Below are 16,785 nucleotides of genomic sequence, written 5' to 3' on the forward strand. Positions count from 1 at the left end.
CGGGGAGATACTCTAGCAAGCCCTCCGCCCGTCCTTCCAAATCGAGAGGTAACCATGGCATCCGACAGCTCGTTCGACGTGGTCAGCAAGTTCGACGCCCAGGAGGTCGAGAACGCGATCAACATGGCGGCCAAGGAGGTCGGGCAGCGCTTCGACTTCAAGGGCACCGACTCCTCGATCCGCAAGTCGGGCGACCACATCGAGATGGAGTCCAACGGCGAGGAGCGTGTGAAGGCGGTCCTGGACGTGTTCCAGAGCAAGCTGATCAAGCGCGGCATCTCCCTGAAGCAGCTGGACGCCGGTGAGCCCCGGCTGTCGGGCAAGGTCTGGAAGATCACGGCGTCCATGCAGGCCGGCATCAGCCAGGACAACGCCAAGAAGATCGCCAAGCTGATCCGCGACGAGGGCCCCAAGGGCGTCAAGACCCAGATCCAGGGCGACGAACTGCGCGTCTCGAGCAAGAAGCGCGACGACCTGCAGGCGGTGCAGAAGCTGATCCGCGACGCCGACTACGACTTCGCGGTGCAGTTCACCAACTACCGCTGACCGCGTGCGGCTCTGGTCGCTGGACCCGGCCCACCTGGACCGTCAGGGGCTGGTGGCGTGCTGGCGCGAGGCCCTGCTGGCGCAGGCGGTCCTGGCCGGACGAACGCGCGGCTACCGGCACCACCCCCAGCTCGAGCGGTTCCGCGTCATGCCCGGGCCGGTCGAGCCCTGGGAGCGCCACGGCTAGGCTCGGGCGCATGTTCACCGGGTTCCCCGAGGCCGCCCTGCACTTCTACGACCGGCTCGAGCTGGAGAACACCCGCGAGTACTTCACGGCGTACCGCCACGTCTACGACGAGGCGGTACGCGGCCCGATCGTCGCGCTCGCCGAGGAGCTGGAGGCCGAGTTCGGCCCGGCCAAGGTGTTCCGGCCGAACCGGGACGTGCGGTTCCGCGCCGACAAGTCGCCCTACAAGACCCACCAGGGCGCGTTCGTGCGGGTGGGCGAGGCCCTGGGCTACTACGTCGAGGTCTCCTCGTCTGGGGTGCGCGCGGGCGTCGGTTTCTACCGCGCCGATCCCGACCGGCTCGCCGCCTACCGCTCGGCGGTGGCCGGGCCGGCCGGCGACGTCCTCGCCCGGCTCGTCGCGGACGCCGTGGGTTCGGGCCTGGTCCTCACCGGGGACACCCTCAAGACCGCGCCGCGCGGTCATGACCGCGACCACCCGCGCATCGACCTGCTGCGTCACCGGTCGCTGACGCTGATGCGCGACCACGGGTTCGCCCCGATCATCCACACCCCCGAGATCCTCGACCGGGTGCGCGCGGACTGGCGCGCGGGGCGTCCGGTCGTGGAGTGGCTGGAGGGCGCGCTCGCCGTCTGACCCGCTCAGCCGTGGAGCGCCGCGTCGGCGGGCCCCGTCGCCCACCGCGTGAAGCGAACCACCAGCCCGGCGCGGGTGGGGGCACAGCAGTACGGCCCCGCCTCGACGGCCGCGTCGGCGGGGAACGGCGCCACCCGCACCAGCCGCAGCGGCTCGCCCGCGATCCCGGCCCGGATGGTCACGGCGTCCCCCGAGCGGGAGGCCCGCACGGTGACGCTCCTCCCGACCCACGCGGGCACCGGCCCGACCGACCAGTCGCTGACCGGGTTCGTCACCACCGCACCCACCTGCGGGACGCCGTCGGCCACCTCGACCCCGGCCTTGATCCAGCGGTCCTCGGCCGCGCGCAGCAGCACGCCGGCCTGGTCGAACTGTTCGGCGTAGTCGACCACGAAGGTGACCTCGACCGCGGCGTCCTGCGGGAGGGGCGCCAGCAGCCCGTGCTCGGAGTCGTGCGTGAACCCGTAGGACGTGACCCGCCACGCGTCGCTGCCCTCGACAGCCCCGACCACCAGGGCACCGCCCTCGACGACCACGGACGCCGGCGCGTGCGTCCACTCCCCCACGGCCCAGTCCACCGGAGTCATGTCCATGGCGCCAGCATGGCAGGCTGGGGGCATGACGCCGACCGAGTTGACCCCCGCCCGCGCGAACGTGGCCCAGGCCGCCGTCATGGGCCTGACCACCGTCGCGTGGTACGCCCTGCCCGACCTGATCCGGTCCCGTGCCGCGCGGACCGTGCTGAAGACCGGCCTGCTCACCGCCGGCGGCGTCGGCTGGGTGCTCGCCCGGCCGCAGAAGGCGGCGCCGACCGGGCCGCAGGGCCCTGACGCCTTCGACGAGGTCTTCGAGGCCGTGCGCACCGAGCCGGCGAAGTCGGCGGCCGTCGGGGCCGCCATCGTCGGGCTGACCACCGCGTTCTCGATCGCCGGGGAGAAGGCGATCTTCCGGTTCGGCGAGAAGCGCCGCGCGCGGGGCGCCACCGGTGCGCACACCGTGCCCGCGCTCGTGCTGGGGGCTCTGGGCGCCGCCTCGGCGGCCGTCCCGCTCCCGTGACCGACGCGCTCCGCGTCGCGTCGTTCAACGTCAACGGCATCCGGGCGGCCCAGCGGCGCGGCTTCGGCGACTGGCTGCACGACCGCCGCCCCGACGTCATCGCCCTCCAAGAGATGCGCGCGCCCGCGAACCACGTGCCCGAGGGCGTCTTCGGCGACATGCACGTCGCCTACCACCCCGGAAACCTGCCCGGACGCAACGGGGTCGCCGTCGTCTCACGGGTCGCCCCCACCGCCGTGCGGCAGGGGTTCGGCAACCGGACCTTCGACCCCGAGGGGCGCTACATCGAGGTGGACCTGGACCTGCCGCGGCGTCCGCTGACCGTGGGGTCGGTGTACGTCACCAAGGGGGCCCCCGTGGTCGGCCCCGAGGCCGACCTGCCCAAGTACCGGCGCAAGATGCGGTTCCTGGCGTCGCTGCGCGCCTACCTCGTGACCGCGCGGCGCACGGCCGCCCGCGAGGGGCGCGAGTTCCTGGTGATGGGCGACTTCAACGTCGCGCACGGCCGGCAGGACCTCAAGAACTGGCGTGGCGCCAACCAGAAGGAGGGCTTCCTGCCCGAGGAGCGGGCGTGGTTCGGCTCACTCCTCGGCCCGCGCACCTTGGTCGACGTGGTGCGGTCGCAGCACCCCGAGGCCGACGGGCCATACTCGTGGTGGTCCTGGATGCCGGGCGCGTTCGACCGCGACTCGGGCTGGCGGATCGACTACCACCTGGCCTCCCCCGGGCTCGCCCGCACGGCCGTGGCCGCCGGGACCGATCGCGAGGCGTCCGCCGACGCGCGGATCAGCGACCACGCGCCGGTCGTCGTCGACTACGCGCTCTGAGTCACGCGAAGCAGGCGAGCACCTCGTCGCGGGTGACGTCCTCGACCCGGGCGTGCTGCCAGACCGGGTTGCGGTCCTTGTCGACCAGCTGGGCGCGGACGCCCTCGAGGAAGTCTGGGCGCGGGATCAGGTGGCGCGCCACGGTGAGGTCCTGGGCCAGCACCTCCTCGACCGAGGCCATGCCCTCCGCCCGGCGGATCGCCTCCAGCGTCACCGCGACCGACAGCGGGCTGCGCTTGCGCAGGTCCGCGGCGGCGGCGTTCGCGTCGGGGTCCGCGTGCGCCTCGAGGCGGGCGAGCACCTCGGCGGGGTCGTCGGTGGCGTAGCACTCGTCGATCCAGCCCTGCCAGGCCGCCAGCTGCGATGCCGGGGCCTCGCCGTCGGTCTCGTCGATCTCGTCGGCCAACCCGACGAGCACGGCGTCCGTGGCGTTGATCGGGTTGCCGGTGAGGGCGACGTGCGTGCCCAGCTCGCCGGGCGCCTGGGCCAGGTAGTAGAGGATGCCGACGTCGGGGATGAAGCCGATGATCGTCTCGGGCATCGCGAAGGCCGAGTCGGGGTAGGCGATGCGGCGCGAGCCGTGCGCCGAGACGCCGAGGCCGCCGCCCATCGTGATTCCGCGCATGTGCGCGATGTACGGCTTGTTGAACGCCTTGATCGCGGCGTTCATCGCGTACTCGACCTCGAAGAACTCCATGTGGTCGCCGCCAGTGAGCACGTGCTCGCGCAGCGCGCGCACGTCGGCGCCCGAGCACAGGCCGCGCTCGCCGGCACCCGAGATCTCGACCCGGACGATCGAGCCCTCGTCGCTCCAGTCGTCCAGCGCCTCGTGGATGCCCCGCAGCATCGCGGGGGTCAGCGCGTTGATCGCCCGGGGGCGGTTGAGCACGAGGTGGCCGACGCCCTCACGGGCCTCGACGATGAGCTCGTCGGTGGTCATGGTGGTCTCCTTCGATCGGGTTCAGGCTACGGGGTCGGACGCCGCGGGCCCGGCTCCGCGGTGGCGCGGCGCGATCTGCGCCTCGTGCGCCGAACCGACGGGCACCTCGCTGGGGATGCTGGGCTCGACCGGCAGGACGGTGCGGCGGGCCCGGGCACGGAGGACCAGCCAGACCAGGGCGGCGGCGACGGCCGCCAGCGCGAGGGCGACCGCGTCGTTGCGCCAGGCCAGGTTGCCGGCGCCGTAGACGAGCATGACCGAGGTGACCGCGGCGGCGCGGCGCAGGGTGCGCGAGCTGGTGTGCGCCAGGGGGAGGAACACCGCACCCCACAGCAGGTACCACGTGTGCAACGCGGGTCCGAACACGGCGAAGGCCAGGTAGGCCCAAGCCAGGAACGTGATCGGCCGGGTCCGCGCGAACCGGACGCCGAGCCAAGCGATCAGACCGAACGCGATCACGTACGACAGGGTCTGCACGAACGGCGGGATCGCGGCCGCGGCACCCGTCATGCCCAGCGCGACCAAACCCTGCTGCAGCGCCCAACCCAGCAGCGACAGGGGTGCCAGGGTCACGATCATGCTCGGCACGCCCATGGCGTTCAGCCACCCGAACCCGAGGCCGGTCAGCGCCGAGATGCCCGCGAACACCCCGACCACGCCGGCCAGCACCAGCAGGGCTCGGGGCAGGAAGCGCAGCACGTCCCGCAACCGCCAGGACGCCCAGCCCGACCCGATCACCGCCACGGGGACGGCCGCCAGCAGGGCGGGCTGCTTCACCGCCATGGCCACTCCCACGGCCAGGATCGCCACCCAGAACCAGCCGCGGTAGGCGCACCAGATCGCCAGCACGACCAGTCCCAGCATCAGCGCATCGTTGTGGGCACCGCCGACGAGGTCGATGACCATGAGCGGGTTGATGGTGGCGAACCACGCGGTGCGGCGCGGGTCGAGGCCCATCTGGCGGGCGATGCGCGGCAGCAGGTGCACGATCAGGCCCACCCCCACCAGCGCGGGCAGCCGCTGCAGCACCGCCGAGTAGTAGGGGTTGAGCCCGGCGAGGTCGACCAGCCAGTGCGAGATCTGCAGCCCCAGGGGGCCGTACGGCGCGGGGGTGTAGCGCCACAGCCAGGCGACCTGGTCGGCGAACGGCCCGGGCAGCACCGACGGCGACACCTCGTAGGGGTTCAGCCCGTTGTGGATCAGCCAGCCCTGCGCGGCGTAGGAGTAGGCGTCGTGGCTGAAGATCGGCGGGGCGACCAGCAGCGGGATCGACCACCACGCCAGCACCGCCCAGTGCTTCACGTCGCGGTACACCGCCGGGCGTAGCCGGTACCACGCGAAGATCAGCAGCCCCACCGCACCGATGACCATGACGGTGGCCAGCGCGCGGGCCAGCCAGGTGTCCAGGCCCAGCGCACGCATCGTCGGCCAGTACGGGGAGGCCTGCGGCAGGTAGGCCGGCGACAGCGAGCCGAGCGCGAGCAGGATGGTGCCGACGAGCCCGATCCGGACCGGGCGCAGCCGGAACGCGGCACCCATGTCGGCACCGAGCACGGCCAGCCGTGCCCCCACAGCGCGGAACACCGCTCGCCTCCTCCCGCATGTCTCCATCGGACCGGTCCCAGCCTAGTGGGACGGCCTGTGGCAGGCTGGGGCGGTGCGGTACTACGACTGGTTCGGCGACGGTTTGCTCGTCGTGGGCGCGATCGGCCTGGCCTGTTGCGTCGTCGAGACCGACGCCGCCACTGCCGGACGCCCCGAGGTCGCCTCCCCGCCCGACGGCGCGCGCGTGTTGCTCGCCGTCGCCGGCACCGTGACGGACGCCGTCGCCCCGGCCGTCGCCCGCATCGTGGCCGCCCACCCCGGCGCGTCCGTGGTGTCGTTCGGCGCGTGCGCGAGCGCGGGGGGGCCGTACTGGGACTCCCCCGTCGTCACCAAGGGCGTCGACCAGCTCGTCGCCGTCGACCACTACCTTCCCGGCTGCCCACCCTCCCCCGAGGCGCTGTCGGCCCTGATCGAAGCCCACTACTCCACGGCGGGCCGGACCGATGGCTGACGAGGTGCGGCGCGTGGACGCCGCGGGTTGGCGTCCGGCGGTCGAGGCCGCCCTGGCCGAGGGCCACACCTGGTTCGACTGGCTGGGCGCGGTCGACGAGATCGGGCGTGAGGACGCCATTCGCGTGGTGGTCCGCATGGCCCCGGACGCCGACAGCGAGGGCGTCCGGGTCGAGGCCCTGGCCCCACGGGACGGGGGCTCGCTGCCCAGCCTGGGTGACCTCGTCGCCGGCGCGACGTGGCACGAGCGCGAGGTGCGCGACTTCTTCGGCCTCGACTTCGACGGCGGCGACAACCGCCCGCTGCTGCTGCGCGAGGGGGCCGTCGGGCACCCGCTGCGCCGGGACGCCGTCCTGGCCGCCCGCGTGGTCCGGCCCTGGCCGGGCGCGAAGGAGCCCGGCGAGACGGTCGCGGCCGGGCGGCGGCGGATGGTGCCCCCGGGCGTCCCGGACCCCGATGTGTGGGGCGAGCGCGAGGGCGGGCCCGCGTCCCCCGAGGAGGTCGCGGCGTCCGTGCAGGGCGGCCGGGTCAGGAGGCGGCGGTGACCCTTCGACAGGCTCAGGGACCCGACCGACAGGCTCAGGGATCGGGTCCGGCCCACCGGTCGATCAAGCTCATCTACGACAAGTGCACCTCGTGCATGATCTGCGTGCGCGAGTGCCCCGCCTGGTGCATCGCGCTGAGCAGCCACGCCGAACCGATCCCGGGCAGCCCGCCCGGGCCGCGACAGCGCACCCACAACATCCTGGACGCGTTCTCGATCGACTGGTCGTTGTGCCTGTACTGCGGCATCTGCATCGAGGAGTGCCCCTTCGACGCCCTCGAGTGGAGCGACGACTTGCCGAAGCCCGCGGCGTCCGCAGGCGACCTGGTCGAAGAGCTCGCGTAAAGGTGCCCACATGCTGGACCGCCAGTTCGTGACCGGCCGCGCAGTCCGTTAGCGTTCAACCATGCTGAATCGGATGCCGAAGCTCGTGGGCCGCCCCCACGTGGACTTCGCGCGCGTCCGTTCCTCGCAGTGTTGTCGCGGCTGCTGACGCGCCCGCACCTCTCCATCTGACCGCCGGGCCGCGTTGCCCGGACTCCCCATTTTTCGCCATGCCCAAGCCACCCTTGGGCGTGCGTCCGGTCAGCGGGGCCGCAACCCGAGGACACCACCATGAGCACCGACACCTCCGTGCACTCCGCCGCCCTGCCGGGCGCGAAGGTACGCCCACCCCGCGAGGGCCGCAGCAACGGCCAGTGGCTCGTCGACGGCCACGACCCCCTCAACCACAACGAGGAGTTCAAGGCCGCCGACAACGGCCTGAACGTCCGTGAGCGCATCGAGACGATCTACGCCCGCGAGGGCTTCGCCTCCATCCCGCACGACGACCTGCACGGCCGCATGCGCTGGTGGGGCCTCTACACCCAACGTCGCCAGGACATCGACGGCGGCCGCACCGGCAACCTGTCGGCCGACGAGCTGTCCGATGAGTACTTCATGCTGCGCGTGCGCATCGACGGCGGCGCCTTGACGCTGGACCAACTGCGCGTCGTCGCCCAGATCAGCGTCGACTTCGCCCGCGACACCGCCGACATCTCCGACCGGCAGAACATCCAGTACCACTGGATCCGGATCGAGGACGTCCCCGAGATCTGGCGCCGGCTCGAATCGGTCGGGCTGCAGACCACGACCGCGTGCGGCGACACCCCGCGCGTGATCCTCGGCTCGCCGGTGGCCGGCATCGCCGCCGACGAGATCATCGACCCCACCCCCGCCATCACCGAGATCGTCGACCGGTTCATCGGCGACCCCGAGCTGACCAACCTGCCGCGCAAGTTCAAGTCCGCGATCACCGGGCACCCCAGCCTCGACGTGGTGCACGAGATCAACGACGTCTCCCTGGTCGGCGTCGTGCACCCCGAGTTCGGGCCCGGCTACGACCTGTGGGTCGGCGGTGGGCTGTCGACGGCCCCCCGCCTGGCCGAGCGGCTGGGCGTCTGGGTCGCCCCCGACCGGGCCGCCGACGCGTGGCACGGCGTGGTGCGGATCTTCCGCGACTACGGCTACCGCCGGTTACGCAACAAGGCTCGCCTGAAGTTCCTGCTCGCCGAGTGGGGGCCGGCCAAGTTCCGTCAGGTGCTCGAGACCGAGTACCTCGGCTATGCCCTGCCCGACGGCCCGGCCGCCGTGGCCTCGGGTGGGGACGCCGACCACGTGGGCGTCCACGAGCAGAAAGACGGACGCCGCTACGTCGGCCTCGCGCCCGTCGTGGGCCGCTCGTCGGGGTCGACGCTGCTGAAGCTGGCCGACGCCGCCGAGGCGGCGGGGTCGGGCCGCATCGCCTTCACCCCGCACCAGAAGGTCGTCGTGCTCGACGTCGACCCCGCGCGGTTGGACGCCCTGCTCGCCACCGCCGAGGAGATCGGACTGACCGCCAACCCGGGGGCGTTCCGGCGCAACACGATGGCCTGCACCGGCATCGAGTTCTGCAAGCTCGCCTTCGTCGACACCAAGGACACCGCGACCGCGGCCGTGGAGGTGCTCGACAACCGGCTGGCCGACCTCGGGCTCGACGTGCCGATCACGCTCAACGTGAACGGCTGCCCCAACAGTTGCGCGCGCATCCAGACCGCCGACATCGGCCTCAAGGGCCAGATCGCCAAGAGCCCGGACGGGGCCGACGAGTTCGCGTTCCAGGTGCACCTGGGCGGCGGGCTGGCTTCGGCCGACCGCGAGGAGGCCGGCCTGGGCCGCACACTGCGCGGGCTGAAGATCACCGCCGAGGAGATGCCGGACTACGTCGAACGCGTCACCCGCCGGTTCGCCGCCGAGCGCACGCCGGGCGAGTCGTTCGCCACGTGGGCCCACCGCGCCGACGAGGAGGCACTGCGATGAGCCAAACCCAAGCCCTCGGCGTCCGAAACCCAAGCCCTCGGCAGGAAAAAGTGGAGCCCTCGGCGCTCGGGGTGGTCCCGGCACCGCACGGTCCCGGACGCCGGCGCTCGCCCGCCGAGCTGGAGGCCCTGGCCCGCGAGGCGTCCGTGCGGTTCGCCGACGCGAGCGCCGACGAGGTGCTGGCGTGGGCGTCCGAGACGTTCTCCGACGCCCTGGCCGTGGCCTGCTCGATGGCCGCCGACACGGTCGTGCCGCACCTGGCGGCCCGGCACCGCCCGGGGGTCGACGTGCTGTTCCTGCAGACCGGGTACCACTTCCCCGAGACGATCGGCACCCGCGACGCCCTGGAGGCCACCAGCGACGTCACCATCGTCGACGTGTGGCCCGTGCAGACGGTCGCCGAGCAGGACGCCACGTTCGGCGCCCAGCTGCACGACCGGGACGCCCGGCAATGCTGCGGCCTGCGCAAGGTCGAGCCGATCAACCGCGAACTGGCCAGCTACGAGGCGTGGGTCACCGGCCTGCGCCGCGAGGACTCCCCGCTGCGCGCCGACACCCCGCTCGTGGAGTGGGACACCGCCCACCAGATGGTCAAGATCAACCCGATCGCCGCCTGGACCCACGACGAGGTGCTCGACCACGCCGCGGCACACGGCGTCCCGGTGAACCTGCTGCTGGCCGAGGGGTACCCGTCGATCGGGTGCGCCCCCTGCACCCGTCCCGTCGCCCCCGGCGAGGACCCCCGCGCCGGCCGCTGGGCCGGCCTGGCCAAGACCGAGTGCGGATTGCACGTCACCACCACCCACCCCGAGGAGGACCCCAAGTGAGCACCACCCAGGTCTCGACCGGCACGACCACCGACGAACCGACCACCGAGGTCTCGACAGGCTTGGCCCCCGTCCGCCAGCTCAGCCACCTGCGCGAGCTGGAGGCCGAGGGCATCCACATCATCCGCGAGGCCGTCAGCGAGCTGGAGCGCCCCGTGCTGCTGTTCTCCGGCGGCAAGGACTCCGTTGTCATGCTGCACCTGGCGCTGAAGGCGTTCTGGCCCGGACGCGTGCCGTTCCCGGTCATGCACGTCGACACCGGGCACAACTTCCCCGAGGTGATCGCCTACCGCGACCGCGTCGTCGAGCAGTACGGCCTGACCCTGGTCGTCGCCTCGGTGCAGGACTACATCGACGACGGCCGCCTGCTGGAGCGTGCCGACGGTACCCGCAACCCGTTGCAGACCCAGCCCTTGCTGGACGCCATCGCCGAGCACCGCTTCGACGCCGTCTTCGGTGGCGGACGCCGTGACGAGGAGAAGGCCCGCGCCAAGGAGCGCGTGGTCAGCCTGCGCGACGAGTTCGGCCAGTGGGACCCCCGCAACCAGCGCCCCGAGCTGTGGACGCTGTACAACCCGCGGCACCGGCCCGGCGAGCACGTGCGCGTGTTCCCGCTGAGCAACTGGACCGAGCTCGACGTCTGGCGCTACATCGAGGCCGAGCGCATCGAGCTGCCCGACCTCTACTACGCCCACGACCGCGAGGTCTTCCTGCGCGACGGCATGTGGTTGGCCACCGGTCCGGTCGTCGAGCCGCGGGCTGGCGAACGGGCGCAGACGCGGCGCGTCCGCTACCGCACGGTCGGCGACATGAGTTGCACGGGCGCCGTCGAATCCGACGCCGCCACCATCGCCGACGTCATCACCGAGGTGGCCGCCACCCGCATCACCGAGCGCGGGGCCACCCGCGCCGACGACCGCCTCACCGAGGCCGCCATGGAGGATCGCAAGAAGGAAGGGTACTTCTGATGGCTTCGACAAGCTCAGCCACCACCGTGACAAGCTCAGGCACCACGCTGCTTCGCCTGGCCACCGCCGGATCCGTCGACGACGGCAAGTCCACGCTCGTGGGGCGCCTGCTGTACGACTCCAAGTCGGTGCTGACCGACCAACTGGACGCCGTGGAGCGGGTCTCCCGGGCCAAGGGCCTGGGCCACGTCGACCTCGCGCTGCTCACCGACGGCCTGCGCGCCGAGCGGGAGCAGGGCATCACGATCGACGTCGCCTACCGCTACTTCGCCACCGCGAACCGGACGTTCATCCTCGCCGACTGCCCCGGTCACGTGCAGTACACGCGCAACACCGTCACCGGCAGCTCGACCGCCGACGTGCTGGTGCTGCTCGTCGACGCGCGCAAGGGCGTCCAGGAGCAGACCCGCCGCCACCTCGCGGTGGGCCAGCTCCTGCGGGTGCCCACGATCGTCGTCGCGGTGAACAAGATGGACCTGGTCGACTTCGACCAAGCGACCTTCAACCGGGTCTCCTCCGAGGTCCGCGCCGTGGCCTCCGAGCTGGGCGTGGACGCCGTGCACACCATCCCGGTCTCGGCCCTGGAGGGCGACAACATCGTCGAGCGCTCGGCCCGGACCCCGTGGTACGAGGGGCCCGCCCTGCTGGAGTTCCTGGAGCACGCACCCGCGGGTGCGGAGTTCGCCGACCTGCCCTTCCGGCTCCCGGTGCAGTTGTCGATCCGACCCCAGGACGCCGCGCCCGAGTTCCGGGAGTACCGCGGGTACGCCGGACAGGTCGCGACCGGCGTCGTCCGGGTGGGCGACCCCGTGGTCGTCCTCCCGGCCGGCCGACGCACGACGGTCACGGCCATCGACACAGCGGACGGGCCCCTGACCGAGGCGTTCGCGCCCCAGTCGGTGACCCTGCGGCTGGCCGACCCGATCGACACCACGCGCGGGGACCTGATCGCCGCGGCGTCCGATGCCCCCGAGCCCACGCAGGACCTCAGCGGCCTGGTCGCCTGGCTGGCCGAGAAGCCCCTGCGCGTCGGCGCACGCGTGCTGGTCAAGCACGGGACGCGGACCGTCCAGGGCGTCGTGCAGGACATCACCGGCCGGCTCGACCTGGACGCGCTCGCGCCCGTCCCGACCGACACACTGGAGTTGAACGACATCGGCCGGGTCACACTGCGCCTGGCCTCGCCCGTCGCCCCCGACGACTACACCGTGTCGCGGCGGACCGGCTCGTTCCTGCTCGTCGACCCCCAGACCGGCGGCACCCTGGCGGCCGGCATGGTGCGCGCCTTCGGGGACTTCGACGAGGCCGCCGAGCAGGCGGCCACCGTGAACTGGTCCATCTGATGAAGAAACTCCTACTGCTGGCCGTCGTCGGATTCGGCGCCCAGCTCGTCGACGGCGCCCTGGGCATGGGCTACGGCGTCACGTCCACGTCGCTGCTGCTCATCGTCGGGCTGTCCCCCGCCCTGGCCTCGGCGTCGGTGCACCTGGCCGAGCTTGGCACCAACGTCGCCTCGGGGGTGTCGCACTGGCGGCTGGGCAACGTCGACTGGCGGCTCGTACTGCGGCTGGGCGTGCCCGGCGCGCTGGGCGCGTTCGCCGGTGCGACCTTCCTGTCGCACGTCTCGACCGCGCTGGCCAAGCCCCTCATGGCCGCGATCCTGGGCGGGTTGGGCATGTACATCCTGCTGCGCTACGCGTTCCGGCCGCCCGAGGTGGCCCAGGCACGCCGCTCGCCGCACACCGCGCGGTTCCTCGTGCCCCTCGGCCTGGCCGGCGGGTTCGTGGACGCCACCGGCGGCGGTGGCTGGGGGCCCGTCTCGACGACGTCGCTGCTCAGCGCCGGCCGGACGGCCCCGCGCACCGTGATCGGGTCGGTCGACACCTCCGAGTTCCTGGTGTCGCTGGCCGCCTCGCTCGGGTTCGTCCTGAACCTGGGGCTGCTCGGCATCGACTGGGGCATCGTCGCGGCCTTGTTGGCCGGCGGCCTGTTCGCCGCGCCCATCGCCGCCTGGCTGGTCTCGCGGATCCCCGCGCGCATCATGGGCGTGGCCGTGGGCGGGCTGATCATCATGACGAACCTGAAGACACTGTTCGACGCCACAGCACTGACGGGCGAGCAGGTCACCGTCGGGTTCACCCTGTTCGCCGCGGCCTGGCTCGGCCTCACCGCCTGGACCGCCTGGCGCCACGAACGCGCACGCCGGCAGGCGCTGGCCATCCGCGAGGCAGCAGAGACGGAGTGGTCGATATGAGTCCCACCGACACCCTCGTGCTGGCCTGGCACGGCAGCCGCAACCCGGCGGGCAAGGCCCTCATCGAGCGCATCACGGCCCGCGTCGCCGGCCTCCTGCCGGGCGTGGCCGTGCACACCGCATGGGTCGACATCGAGCCCGAGCTGTTGCCCGAGACCCTGGCCCGGGTGGGAGAGTGCACGGTCGTGCCCTGCTTCCTCGCCTCCGGCTACCACGTCACCCACGACGTGCCGCAGGCCGCGGCGTCCGTGCCCTGGCCCGTGCGGGTCACCCCGCACCTGGGCGGGTCCCTGCACCGCGCCCTGCTCGACCGGGTCGCCGAGGCCGGCGGGCCCGGCGACGCGGTGGTGCTGGCCGCGGCCGGGTCGAAGAGCCCCGCCGCCCTGGCCGAGGTGGACGCCGTGGCGGCCCGGTTGGCCGCCGCCCTTGGCGTACCGGTGACGGTGGGCAACATCTACCTGTCCGAGCCGTCGGTGGCGGATGCGGTGGCCCTTCGACAAGCTCAGGGAACCGATGTCCTGGTGCTGCCGTACACGCTGGCGCCCGGGCTGTGGTGCGAGCGGGTCGCGGGCCTCGGCGTCCGGGTGGCGGAGCCCCTGGGCGACCACGCCGACGTGGCCGCAGGCATCGCTGGGCGATACCTCACCTCCGATTCCTCCGACGTGCGACTACTGTTGCCCCTTGAGTCTTGAGTCCAGAAAGTAGCGCTCCCGTGACAGACGTCCAAACACTCGACCGCGTGGTGATCCGCTTCGCCGGTGACTCCGGCGATGGCATGCAGTTGACCGGTGACCGGTTCACCTCCGATTCGGCGAGCCTCGGCAACGACTTTGCGACCCTGCCGAACTTCCCGGCCGAGATCCGCGCCCCGCAGGGCACGATCGCCGGCGTGTCGAGCTTCCAGCTCCACTTCGCCAACGACGACATCAAGACCCCCGGCGACAAGCCCGACGTGCTCGTGGCCATGAACCCGGCGGCCCTCAAGGCGAACCTGGCCGACCTCAAGCGCGGCGGCCTGATCATCGCCGACACCAACGAGTTCACCAAGCGCAACCTGGCCAAGGTCGGCTACGCCACCAACCCGCTCGAGGACGGCTCGCTGGTCGACTACCAGCTGCACGCCATCGACCTCACCGGCCTCACCGTGGCCTCGGTCGAGCAGTTCAAGCTCGGCCGCAAGGACGCCTCGCGGGCCAAGAACATGTTCTCCCTCGGCCTCCTGACCTGGCTGTACACCCGCCCGGCCGAGCACACGCTGGAGTTCCTGGACAAGAAGTTCTCCGGCGACCCCGACATCCGCGACTCGAACAAGGCCGCCTTCCTGGCCGGGCACGCGTACGGCGAGACCACCGAGACGTTCGCGGTGCGCTACGAGGTGGCCGCGGCCCCCGTGCCGCCGGGCACCTACCGGCAGATCACCGGCAACAAGGCGCTCGCGCTGGGCCTGATGGCCGGTGCCGCCAAGGCGAACCTGCCGCTGTTCCTGGGCGCCTACCCGATCACGCCGGCCTCCGACGTGTTGCACGAGCTGAGCCGCGCCAAGGACCAGGGCGTCACGACCTTCCAGGCCGAGGACGAGATCGCCGCCGCCGGCGCCGCGCTGGGCGCCTCCTACGCCGGGCACCTGGGCGTGACCACGACGTCGGGCCCGGGCATGGCGCTGAAGTCGGAGACGATCTCGCTGGCCGTGATGCTCGAGCAGCCCTTGGTGGTGTGCGACATCCAGCGCGCCGGCCCGTCGACGGGCATGCCGACCAAGACCGAGCAGGCCGACCTGTTGCAGTCGCTGTTCGGACGCCACGGCGAGGCCCCGCTGCCGGTGCTGGCCGCCCAGTCGCCGGCCGATTGCTTCGCGACCGCGGTCGAGGGCGTCCGGATCGCGCTGCGGTACCGCACCCCCGTGATCGTGCTGTCGGACGGTTACCTCGCCAACGGCGCCGAGCCCTGGCTCATCCCCGACCTGGCCGCGATGGACGTCATCGACCCGGGCTTCGCCACCGAGCCGAACGGCCCCGACGGCACCTTCCTGCCCTACCTGCGTGACGAGAAGCTCGCGCGGGCGTGGGCGATCCCGGGCACCCCCGGGCTCGAGCACCGCGTCGGCGGCATCGAGAAGGCCGACGGCACCGGCAACATCTCCTACGCGCCCGACAACCACGAGAAGATGGTGCGGCTGCGCCAGGCCAAGGTGGACGGGATCGTCGCCGACATCCCCGACCTGGTGGTCGACGACCCGAGCGGCGAGGCGTCCGTGCTGGTGCTGGGCTGGGGCTCGACGTGGGGCCCCATCGCGGCCGCCGCCAAGCGCGTGCGCGACACCGGCCGGAACATCGCGGTGACGCACATCCGCCACCTCAACCCGCTGCCGGCCAACACCGGCGAGGTGCTGCGCGCCTACGACCGCGTGGTCGTCCCCGAGATGAACACCGGCCAGCTGGCCATGATCCTGCGCGCGAAGTACCTGGTCGACGTGCAGTCCTACAGCCGCGTGCGCGGGCTGCCGATCAGCCCGGCCGAGCTGGCCCCCCACCTGGTCGACGTGATCGACGGAAAGGACGCGTGATGAGCACCGGACTCGCCGGCATCCCGTTGGCCCTCGAGCCCCTGAACCGCAAGGAGTTCGTCTCCGACCAGGAGGTGCGCTGGTGCCCCGGCTGCGGCGACTACGCCGTGCTGGCCGCCTTCCAGTCGCTGATGCCCGAGCTGGGCGTCAAGCGCGAGAACACCGTCATCGTGTCGGGCATCGGCTGCTCGTCGCGATTCCCCTACTACGTGGACACCTACGGCCTGCACTCGATCCACGGCCGCGCGCCGTCGATCGCGACCGGTGTCGCGATGGCCCGGCCCGACCTGGCCGTGTGGGTGATGACCGGTGACGGCGACGCGCTGTCGATCGGCGGCAACCACCTGATCCACGCGCTGCGCCGCAACGTGAACATCACGATCATGCTGTTCAACAACCGCATCTACGGCCTGACCAAGGGCCAGTTCTCGCCGACGTCGGAGGCGGGCAAGGTCACGAAGAGCTCCCCGGCCGGGTCGGTGGACCACCCGTTCAACCCCGTCACGCTGGCGCTGGGGGCCGAGGCCTCGTTCGTCGCGCGCACGATCGACTCCGACCGCAAGCACCTCTCTGGCGTGCTCAAGGCCGCGATCGAGCACCGCGGGGCGTCGCTGGTGGAGATCTACCAGAACTGCCCGATCTTCAACGACGGCGCGTTCGACTCGCTCAAGGAGCAGAACACCCCCACCGTGATGCCGCTGGTGCACGGCGAGCCGATCACCTACGCCGGCGGCCAGCTGTGCGTGGTGCGGGGCGCCGACGGCCGGCTGGCCGTGAAGGCGACCTCCGACGTGGACCCGGCCTCGATCGTCGTGCACGACGCGCACGCCGCCGACGCCACCCTCGCCTTCGAGCTGTCCCAGCTGACCGACACGCAGAACCTGTCGGCGTCCCCGATCGGGATCTTCCGCAACGTGTCGCGCCCGGTGTTCGACGACGAGGCGCGGCGCCAGGTCTCCATGCCCGCCGACCGCGAGGCCGCCCTCCAGCGGCTGGTGTCGGGCCCCGACACGTGGACGGTCATCTGAGCGTGCCGGGGGCGCG

General features: G+C 72.2%; 19 protein-coding genes. 16 read left to right on the forward strand and 3 right to left on the reverse strand.

The window, feature by feature from the left end; genetic code table 11:
• The first annotated feature begins 54 nt into the window (after positions 1-54).
• Genes J4N02_RS12420 through J4N02_RS12430 form a run of 3 tightly spaced genes read left to right on the forward strand, consistent with a single transcriptional unit; the run spans position 55 to position 1,370 of the window.
• Positions 55-546 carry a YajQ family cyclic di-GMP-binding protein gene (locus J4N02_RS12420; RefSeq protein WP_182815536.1) on the forward strand — a complete coding sequence of 164 codons (492 nt, stop codon included), beginning with the start codon at positions 55-57 and terminating at the stop codon, positions 544-546.
• Positions 547-550: 4 nt separating this feature from the next.
• Positions 551-733 (forward strand): pyrimidine dimer DNA glycosylase/endonuclease V, encoded by a 183-nt coding sequence (locus J4N02_RS12425; protein WP_208090961.1) that lies wholly within the window; start codon positions 551-553, stop codon positions 731-733.
• Between the two features lie 10 nt (positions 734-743).
• Positions 744-1,370 carry a DUF2461 domain-containing protein gene (locus J4N02_RS12430; protein ID WP_182815534.1) on the forward strand — a complete coding sequence of 209 codons (627 nt, stop codon included), beginning with the start codon at positions 744-746 and terminating at the stop codon, positions 1,368-1,370.
• 5 nt (positions 1,371-1,375) lie between these two features.
• On the opposite strand, the gene J4N02_RS12435 is transcribed toward J4N02_RS12430, so the two are convergent.
• The gene (locus tag J4N02_RS12435; RefSeq protein ID WP_223202222.1) at positions 1,376-1,963 is read right to left on the reverse strand and encodes a DUF1349 domain-containing protein; all 588 of its coding nucleotides are present in this window, start codon (positions 1,961-1,963) and stop codon (positions 1,376-1,378) included.
• Positions 1,964-1,988: 25 nt separating this feature from the next.
• On the opposite strand from J4N02_RS12435, the gene J4N02_RS12440 reads away from it, so the two are divergent.
• Positions 1,989-2,426 (forward strand): hypothetical protein, encoded by a 438-nt coding sequence (locus J4N02_RS12440; protein WP_208090962.1) that lies wholly within the window; start codon positions 1,989-1,991, stop codon positions 2,424-2,426.
• Positions 2,423-3,253: an exodeoxyribonuclease III gene (locus tag J4N02_RS12445; RefSeq protein ID WP_188332886.1), complete on the forward strand. Its 831-nt coding sequence runs from the start codon at positions 2,423-2,425 to the stop codon at positions 3,251-3,253. Before J4N02_RS12440 ends, J4N02_RS12445 begins: the two co-directional genes overlap by 4 nt.
• Before the next feature lies 1 nt (position 3,254).
• On the opposite strand, the gene J4N02_RS12450 is transcribed toward J4N02_RS12445, so the two are convergent.
• Both J4N02_RS12450 and mptB read right to left on the reverse strand, forming a co-directional pair.
• Positions 3,255-4,193, reverse strand: coding sequence for an enoyl-CoA hydratase/isomerase family protein (locus tag J4N02_RS12450; RefSeq protein ID WP_188332887.1), 939 nt, complete (start codon positions 4,191-4,193; stop codon positions 3,255-3,257).
• Between the two features lie 21 nt (positions 4,194-4,214).
• Entirely contained in the window at positions 4,215-5,777 is a 1,563-nt protein-coding gene (gene mptB / locus J4N02_RS12455) for a polyprenol phosphomannose-dependent alpha 1,6 mannosyltransferase MptB (RefSeq protein ID WP_188332888.1), read from the reverse strand.
• Positions 5,778-5,850: 73 nt separating this feature from the next.
• Between mptB and J4N02_RS12460 the strand changes: the two genes are divergently transcribed.
• The 11 genes from J4N02_RS12460 (at position 5,851) to J4N02_RS12510 (ending at position 16,769) form a co-directional block, all read left to right on the forward strand.
• Positions 5,851-6,249 carry an NADH-quinone oxidoreductase subunit B gene (locus tag J4N02_RS12460; protein WP_208090963.1) on the forward strand — a complete coding sequence of 133 codons (399 nt, stop codon included), beginning with the start codon at positions 5,851-5,853 and terminating at the stop codon, positions 6,247-6,249.
• Positions 6,242-6,793 carry an NADH-quinone oxidoreductase subunit C gene (locus J4N02_RS12465; RefSeq protein WP_188332889.1) on the forward strand — a complete coding sequence of 184 codons (552 nt, stop codon included), beginning with the start codon at positions 6,242-6,244 and terminating at the stop codon, positions 6,791-6,793. Before J4N02_RS12460 ends, J4N02_RS12465 begins: the two co-directional genes overlap by 8 nt.
• Entirely contained in the window at positions 6,790-7,137 is a 348-nt protein-coding gene (locus J4N02_RS12470) for a 4Fe-4S binding protein (protein WP_309224409.1), read from the forward strand. Before J4N02_RS12465 ends, J4N02_RS12470 begins: the two co-directional genes overlap by 4 nt.
• Before the next feature lie 270 nt (positions 7,138-7,407).
• Positions 7,408-9,129, forward strand: a complete 1,722-nt coding sequence (locus J4N02_RS12475; RefSeq protein ID WP_188332890.1) for a nitrite/sulfite reductase — start codon at positions 7,408-7,410, stop codon at positions 9,127-9,129.
• Positions 9,130-9,179: 50 nt separating this feature from the next.
• Positions 9,180-9,956, forward strand: coding sequence for a phosphoadenylyl-sulfate reductase (locus J4N02_RS12480; protein ID WP_243760799.1), 777 nt, complete (start codon positions 9,180-9,182; stop codon positions 9,954-9,956).
• Positions 9,953-10,924, forward strand: coding sequence for a sulfate adenylyltransferase subunit CysD (gene cysD, locus J4N02_RS12485; RefSeq protein ID WP_188332892.1), 972 nt, complete (start codon positions 9,953-9,955; stop codon positions 10,922-10,924). Before J4N02_RS12480 ends, cysD begins: the two co-directional genes overlap by 4 nt.
• Positions 10,924-12,267 (forward strand): sulfate adenylyltransferase subunit 1, encoded by a 1,344-nt coding sequence (locus J4N02_RS12490; RefSeq protein ID WP_188332893.1) that lies wholly within the window; start codon positions 10,924-10,926, stop codon positions 12,265-12,267. Before cysD ends, J4N02_RS12490 begins: the two co-directional genes overlap by 1 nt.
• Positions 12,267-13,178, forward strand: coding sequence for a sulfite exporter TauE/SafE family protein (locus J4N02_RS12495; RefSeq protein WP_188332894.1), 912 nt, complete (start codon positions 12,267-12,269; stop codon positions 13,176-13,178). The genes J4N02_RS12490 and J4N02_RS12495 overlap by 1 nt, the downstream gene beginning before the upstream one ends.
• A complete protein-coding gene (locus tag J4N02_RS12500) occupies positions 13,175-13,870 on the forward strand; it encodes a sirohydrochlorin chelatase (RefSeq protein WP_188332895.1) in 696 nt (231 codons plus the stop codon). The genes J4N02_RS12495 and J4N02_RS12500 overlap by 4 nt, the downstream gene beginning before the upstream one ends.
• A gap of 20 nt (positions 13,871-13,890) precedes the next feature.
• On the forward strand, positions 13,891-15,741 hold the full coding sequence (locus J4N02_RS12505) for a 2-oxoacid:acceptor oxidoreductase subunit alpha (protein WP_188332896.1): 1,851 nt from the start codon (positions 13,891-13,893) through the stop codon (positions 15,739-15,741).
• The gene (locus J4N02_RS12510; RefSeq protein WP_188332897.1) at positions 15,741-16,769 is read left to right on the forward strand and encodes a 2-oxoacid:ferredoxin oxidoreductase subunit beta; all 1,029 of its coding nucleotides are present in this window, start codon (positions 15,741-15,743) and stop codon (positions 16,767-16,769) included. The genes J4N02_RS12505 and J4N02_RS12510 overlap by 1 nt, the downstream gene beginning before the upstream one ends.
• The last annotated feature ends 16 nt before the right edge of the window (positions 16,770-16,785 follow it).

The organism is Propioniciclava sp. MC1595 (genome assembly GCF_017569205.1).
In the GTDB taxonomy this organism is placed as follows: Bacteria; Actinomycetota; Actinomycetes; order Propionibacteriales; family Propionibacteriaceae; genus Propioniciclava.

What these genes read in the sequence shown, in the direction of transcription:
- J4N02_RS12500 (WP_188332895.1), top strand. Translation starts at nt 13,175, where the DNA reads ATGAGTCCCACCGACACCCTCGTGCTGGCCTGGCACGGCAGCCGCAAC.
- J4N02_RS12440 (WP_208090962.1), top strand. Translation starts at nt 1,989, where the DNA reads ATGACGCCGACCGAGTTGACCCCCGCCCGCGCGAACGTGGCCCAGGCC.
- J4N02_RS12430 (WP_182815534.1), top strand. Translation starts at nt 744, where the DNA reads ATGTTCACCGGGTTCCCCGAGGCCGCCCTGCACTTCTACGACCGGCTC.
- J4N02_RS12510 (WP_188332897.1), top strand. Translation starts at nt 15,741, where the DNA reads ATGAGCACCGGACTCGCCGGCATCCCGTTGGCCCTCGAGCCCCTGAAC.
- J4N02_RS12420 (WP_182815536.1), top strand. Translation starts at nt 55, where the DNA reads ATGGCATCCGACAGCTCGTTCGACGTGGTCAGCAAGTTCGACGCCCAG.
- J4N02_RS12465 (WP_188332889.1), top strand. Translation starts at nt 6,242, where the DNA reads ATGGCTGACGAGGTGCGGCGCGTGGACGCCGCGGGTTGGCGTCCGGCG.
- J4N02_RS12475 (WP_188332890.1), top strand. Translation starts at nt 7,408, where the DNA reads ATGAGCACCGACACCTCCGTGCACTCCGCCGCCCTGCCGGGCGCGAAG.
- J4N02_RS12490 (WP_188332893.1), top strand. Translation starts at nt 10,924, where the DNA reads ATGGCTTCGACAAGCTCAGCCACCACCGTGACAAGCTCAGGCACCACG.
- J4N02_RS12495 (WP_188332894.1), top strand. Translation starts at nt 12,267, where the DNA reads ATGAAGAAACTCCTACTGCTGGCCGTCGTCGGATTCGGCGCCCAGCTC.
- J4N02_RS12450 (WP_188332887.1), bottom strand. Translation starts at nt 4,193, where the DNA reads ATGACCACCGACGAGCTCATCGTCGAGGCCCGTGAGGGCGTCGGCCAC.
- J4N02_RS12435 (WP_223202222.1), bottom strand. Translation starts at nt 1,963, where the DNA reads ATGGACATGACTCCGGTGGACTGGGCCGTGGGGGAGTGGACGCACGCG.